Source organism: Deltaproteobacteria bacterium, assembly GCA_030654105.1.
Taxonomy (GTDB): Bacteria; Desulfobacterota; SM23-61; order SM23-61; family SM23-61; genus JAHJQK01.
Map to the genome: position 1 here is coordinate 1 of JAURYC010000062.1, position 5012 is coordinate 5012.

At 49.1% G+C, this 5012-nt stretch carries 7 protein-coding genes; 5 read left to right on the forward strand and 2 right to left on the reverse strand.

Features of this window, described 5'->3' with window-relative positions; all coding sequences use genetic code 11:
- The first annotated feature begins 327 nt into the window (after positions 1 to 327).
- The 5 genes from Q7V48_02475 to Q7V48_02495 all read left to right on the forward strand — a co-directional run bounded on the left by Q7V48_02475 (position 328) and on the right by Q7V48_02495 (position 3171).
- On the forward strand, positions 328 to 516 hold the full coding sequence (locus tag Q7V48_02475; protein MDO9209605.1) for a hypothetical protein: 189 nt from the start codon (positions 328 to 330) through the stop codon (positions 514 to 516).
- Positions 517 to 733: 217 nt separating this feature from the next.
- Positions 734 to 1024: a type II toxin-antitoxin system RelE/ParE family toxin gene (locus Q7V48_02480; protein ID MDO9209606.1), complete on the forward strand. Its 291-nt coding sequence runs from the start codon at positions 734 to 736 to the stop codon at positions 1022 to 1024.
- Positions 1025 to 1038: 14 nt separating this feature from the next.
- The gene (locus Q7V48_02485; protein MDO9209607.1) at positions 1039 to 1359 is read left to right on the forward strand and encodes a HigA family addiction module antitoxin; all 321 of its coding nucleotides are present in this window, start codon (positions 1039 to 1041) and stop codon (positions 1357 to 1359) included.
- Between the two features lie 75 nt (positions 1360 to 1434).
- Positions 1435 to 2700 carry an FAD-dependent oxidoreductase gene (locus Q7V48_02490; protein MDO9209608.1) on the forward strand — a complete coding sequence of 422 codons (1266 nt, stop codon included), beginning with the start codon at positions 1435 to 1437 and terminating at the stop codon, positions 2698 to 2700.
- Positions 2701 to 2718: 18 nt separating this feature from the next.
- The gene (locus Q7V48_02495) at positions 2719 to 3171 is read left to right on the forward strand and encodes a MaoC/PaaZ C-terminal domain-containing protein (GenBank protein MDO9209609.1); all 453 of its coding nucleotides are present in this window, start codon (positions 2719 to 2721) and stop codon (positions 3169 to 3171) included.
- Between the two features lie 116 nt (positions 3172 to 3287).
- Here the strand turns inward: Q7V48_02495 and Q7V48_02500 are convergent, their stop codons facing one another.
- Together Q7V48_02500 and Q7V48_02505 are read right to left on the reverse strand one after the other, a co-directional pair.
- On the reverse strand, positions 3288 to 3866 hold the full coding sequence (locus tag Q7V48_02500) for a Fe-Mn family superoxide dismutase (GenBank protein ID MDO9209610.1): 579 nt from the start codon (positions 3864 to 3866) through the stop codon (positions 3288 to 3290).
- A 319-nt stretch (positions 3867 to 4185) separates the two neighbouring features.
- Positions 4186 to 4785, reverse strand: coding sequence for an isochorismatase family cysteine hydrolase (locus tag Q7V48_02505; GenBank protein ID MDO9209611.1), 600 nt, complete (start codon positions 4783 to 4785; stop codon positions 4186 to 4188).
- Between the last annotated feature and the right edge of the window lie 227 nt (positions 4786 to 5012).

A 5012-nucleotide genomic window follows, 5' to 3' on the forward strand; every position in this document is an offset into this window, starting at 1 on the left:
CCCCTTCTCCTCTATCTCATGATCTGGTAGTTAGCACAGATCAAAAAACGTGCTTCGCACAATTGGAAATCAGAACTCGCTGGAAATCTGGGAAATAGAGGGACAGACAACTCATTTCCAGACTACCGAGCACGAGGGTCACAGGAATCGTAGGAAAAGTGGACCCTGAGAATCGCGGCGCTGTCCCAAGATTGCCAAATACAGTACATGAGGCAAGGACTGATAGCCCAACGGGGTCAACCGGACCGGGCATGCGCGCGGCTGGCAAGTGTGGGAAAGGGGACGTAGTGGAAAATATGCACTTTACATCATGTGATGATTCGAGGAATGGAAGGCAAGCGGATCTTTCAGGATATCCAGGATCGGAAAGACGTTGTCACTCGTTTAGGAGACCTATCTAAACAAACCGGCAATCGCATCCTGGCCTGGTCCTTGCTGGGACGGGTATGGGCTAAGTTTGCAGGGATTTTGAGTCGAGAGTATAGGATTGCGATGGCGGAGATAGCGAGGCAGTGAGGGGTCTGCACCTCGGCAATCGCCAAGGCAATTCGAAAAAAGGAGGGGGAGGACCAAAGGTGTTAAGTTTCCACCACGTCCCCCAATCCGGATAGGGAGGATTGGGCAGATTTCTGATTCGAGAGGAAAGGGAACCGAGCACCTCTGTATCCGGGCTAATCAATCCTTCTGTAAAGTGTCGCTTGACAAGCGACACTCCTTAAAGTAAACTTAACTTATGAAGATTCGGAACGTGGCTCATCGGGGACTGAGGCGTTTCATGCAGCAGAATGATGTTTCCGGCTTACCCCCGTCGGTCGTAGAGAAGGTCCGTAATATTCTGACCTTCCTGCAGGAGATGGAAGATGCCCAGGAGCTCCGCGACGTCCCAAGTTGGAACGCCCATCAGCTCACCGGCGACCGCAAGGGAAGCTGGAGCCTCACCGTCACCCGCAACTGGCGGATCACCTTCCGAATCGACCAGACCGAAGGAGAAATCCTCGACCTGGATTACGAGGATTACCATTGAAAGGAAACAAAAGCATGATGCGTATGGTACGCCCGGCCCACCCGGGACAGTTCATCAGGATGGAAGTGATCGAGCCTCTCGGTCTCTCCGTTACCCAGGCAGCAAAGGTTCTTGGCGTGAGCAGGCCCGCGCTCTCTGCCCTTCTCAACGCCCGCGCCGCGCTCTCGCCAGACATGGCATTGCGGATCGAGAAAGCTTTCGGCCCGAAGATGGACACGCTTCTTCGGATGCAAACCGCTTACGAGATTGCCGAGGCTCGCGGCAGGGAGGCAGACATCAAGGTTAAGCGTTACCTGGGAAAGCCACCCAGGGCCCACGACCAGGCCACACTTTAGGCCTGGGGTCAGGTCAATTTTCGAATTCCGGGGACACCTTACTAATTTCAATCATAAGAAACAGAGAGGTAAGATATGGAGTGGATTACTGAGCCGGAGAGGAAGACTCCTGTAATGGCCAACGTAGAGTTGCTGGTTTGCGGAGGAGGATTCGCAGGGGTGTCCGCAGCGGTATGTGGCGCCCGTAATGGCTCCGAGGTCTTACTCCTGGAGAAATATGGATTCTTAGGCGGGCTGGTAACTTCAGCATTGGTAATTACCACCCCGCCTTTGAATAACGGGATCAATAGCGAAATCGCCAAGAGGCTGCGGGAGAAAGCCGTTTATACCCCCTGCCGCCACTCAGGCGAGGAGGTAGAATGGCTGAATATGCATGCCATGGATCCAGAGGTCATTAAGTATGAATTCCTGCAAATGCTGCAGGAAAATAAAATTGATTTCCTGCTGCACACATACATCGTGGGAACCCTTATGGAAGGGCAGCGGATTAAAGGGATCATTATGGAGAATAAAGCGGGTCGGCAGGCCATTCTGGCCAAGATGGTAGTGGACGCAACCGGAGATGCCGATGTCGCCAGCTTTGCCGGGGCTCCTTTCCGCTTGGTAAGAAAGCCTATGACCATGATGTTCAACATGGTGGGAGTGAATGTTCCGGTTGTTCTGGACCGGATAGGCAACTGGGGCAATCTCAAGAAATTGGTCCAGGAAGAGATAAATAGAGGAAATCTCTCCTTCGATTTAGGAATCAATATGGAGTTCGGCGCGCCTGGGATTCATGCCGAAAAGCTTGTTTATGAGGATGAAATTAACGTGTGGTCCGGGAACCTTTTGGGTATGGATGGTACCGATCCCAGGGATTTGACCAAAGCCGAAGTAATTACCAGGGAACACGTCATGAGGATGGCCAATTTTTTAAAAAGGAATGTGCCGGGTTTTGAAAAATCCAGAATTGAGGTTACTCCCACCCAGGTGGGAGTTCGGGCCACCCGACAAATCATCGGAAAAGCTTCACCCTCGCCGGATGAAGTCAAGAACAAGATATTTGATGATACAGTGGTCAAACCATATGCGCATAGTGACATGAGATTACCCTATGGCTCCCTCGTCCCTCAGAACGTGGAAAATCTCCTTGTGGCCGGCAGGTGTATATCCGCAGCAGATGAGATCATGGGACAACTCCGGCTCATTCCGGTTTGTTCGGCCACAGGGCAAGCTGCGGGTACGGCAGCCGCTTTAGCCTTGAAACAAAAGAAAGCTCCGCAGAATTTGGAGGTGTCTAAATTACAGAGGATTTTGGAAGACCAAGGAATGAATTTAGGATTGAAAAGAGTTAAACAATAACTTTAAGGAGATTTATTTATGTCAGGGAAATTATTTGATGAATGGTCAGTAGGAGAGGAGTTTGTGACTCCAAGCCGGACGATGACGGAAACAGACGTTGTGATGTTTGCAGCCATGAGCGGGGATTACAATGAATTGCACACCAGCGAGGCATTCATGAGAAAAAGCCAATTCGGGAGGCGAATCGTCCACGGCCTGCTGGGTCTGGCCGTTTCCCACGGTTTGCTCTTCCGAACGGGATACCTGGAGGGGACCGCGATAGCTTTCCTGGGGATCGATGCCTGGAAATTTGAAGCCCCTTTGTTTTTCGGGGAAACCATTCAGGTAAAGGCGAAAGTGGCGGAAAAAATCCCGAGCAAAAGCAAACCTGATCGAGGGATTATAAAACTTTTTCTTCAGATCATCAAGGAAGACGGGACCGTCATTCAGTCCGGATATAAAACGCTCATGATTAAGAGAAAGCAAAGTTGAGGTAGCCACCGATGGGGTTAAAAGATTCGAATCTTTGGAGGTAAGCAAAGGGGCCATCCTTCAAGCAGGTTCAAGAAAGGCCCCTTAGAGGTAAGCTTAAAACTTTAGGAAGAAACTTATTTCATTCTTCCTTCGGCGGCCTTCCAGTCGATGTTTTTGAAAAAAGCGGCAATGTAATCCGCCTTCTTCAAACCATAATCGATCATGAAGGCATGTTCAAAAACATCCAGGATGAGGATAGGGGTGCAACCGGCCAGGTGTCCGCCATCATGTTCATTGATCCAGCAATTGAATAATTTTCCGGAAACATTATCCTGATACAAAACGACCCAGCCGATTCCCCGCATCGATCCGACACCCTTGAAATCCTTTTCCCAATCCTCATAGCTTCCGAAGACCTCGGCCATTTTTTTGGCCAGCTTTCCGTTCTTGTCCATCGCTCCTTTGCCACCGAGGTTTTCGAAGTAATATTCATGAAGGCGCATGCCGTTGAATTCCCAGCCAAAGCGCCTCTTTAACTCGGCGTATTCCGGAGTGCCGGCCTTTCCCTCCTTTACCATTTGGCTCAGGGTGTCCACCAATTTGTTGGTGTTGGTCACATACCCCTGGTAAAGGGTGAAATGATTTTTCAGGAGGGTATCGCTCAAACCCTCCATTCCCAGTAGTTTGCCGTAATCTTTAGCGGTGTATGCCATCTTTTCCTCCTTTCTCGCCTGGGCGAGTGCAATATTTATCGGACCGGCTAAAAAGGTTATACCCCCCATAGCCGACAGGGTTAAAAACTGGCGTCGATTGCAAGCCAAATTTTCTCAGCCTCCATTCTTATTTATTTCTTACCGAAGCTTACGATTATAGTAATTCAAAATCGTCTAAAAAGGAAATAGGGTGAACCCTGTATTTTTAAGTGGGGAAATATGTATTTTGCGGTGATCTGGAATAATCTTCGGGTAAATTTCAAAAAGAGTTCCCAAACTTTATTCCGAGGTCAAATAAAAAACGCAAATTTTTAAGAAGTCATTTTTTCCGAAGTTTTATCCCTGACGAATTGGTGATTTTCCCTTGATAGATAAAGGAAATTTGGCGCAGGGTGGCAGCATGGTCGAAAGACGTTAAGGCCGAAATGGCATCCAGGGGGATGATGATTTCATACCCCCGTAAGCGGGCCGAACCAGCGGTGTGTAAGACACAAATGTTGGCGACCGTTCCTGAGATAATTAAATATTTTATTCCTTTTTGGCGGAGGAGAAGGTCAAGGTCCGTGGCAAAAAAAGCATCGTAAGTTCTTTTGCGAATAAAGTAATCGCTGCTCAGGGGTTTGAGTTCAGGAATAACCTGGGCGCCGGGGGTTCCTTCGACGGCATGGGCGGGCCAGATAAGAAACTCGGCGTCATCGGCCCGGTGCCAATCCTGGGTAAAGATTACGGGTACTTTCATCTTTCTGGCATTGGATACGAGGCTACGGATCTTCGGAATCGTTGGGCGCGATTCCTGAACGAAGAGCTTTCCTTTGGGGCTGGCAAAGTCTACCTGCATATCCACCACAATCAAAGCGGTAGAACGGAGGTCGAGAGAAACGTAAGGAACAATTTTAAATTCAGGAACCGAAATTTCCATTTTGAACTCCTTTTATTATTAGCCACAGAGGTCACAGCGCGGCATAGCCGTAACCAAAAGAAATCACCCCCTCCCAACCCTCCCCCCTCGAGGGGGAGGGATAGGGTGGGGGGGATTGCTTAATAAAATTTTGAGAAATTGCACGTTAGTAGTACAGAGAATAATTTTAGAGTAGAAAAACAAAATAAGCTCAATCTTTTCTCTGTACCCTCTATGGTGAATCGCCC

Coding starts and splice junctions, on each gene's coding strand:
- Q7V48_02490 (MDO9209608.1), top strand. CDS start 1,435: ATGGAGTGGATTACTGAGCCGGAGAGGAAGACTCCTGTAATGGCCAAC.
- Q7V48_02485 (MDO9209607.1), top strand. CDS start 1,039: ATGATGCGTATGGTACGCCCGGCCCACCCGGGACAGTTCATCAGGATG.
- Q7V48_02475 (MDO9209605.1), top strand. CDS start 328: ATGGAAGGCAAGCGGATCTTTCAGGATATCCAGGATCGGAAAGACGTT.
- Q7V48_02495 (MDO9209609.1), top strand. CDS start 2,719: ATGTCAGGGAAATTATTTGATGAATGGTCAGTAGGAGAGGAGTTTGTG.
- Q7V48_02505 (MDO9209611.1), bottom strand. CDS start 4,785: ATGGAAATTTCGGTTCCTGAATTTAAAATTGTTCCTTACGTTTCTCTC.
- Q7V48_02480 (MDO9209606.1), top strand. CDS start 734: ATGAAGATTCGGAACGTGGCTCATCGGGGACTGAGGCGTTTCATGCAG.
- Q7V48_02500 (MDO9209610.1), bottom strand. CDS start 3,866: ATGGCATACACCGCTAAAGATTACGGCAAACTACTGGGAATGGAGGGT.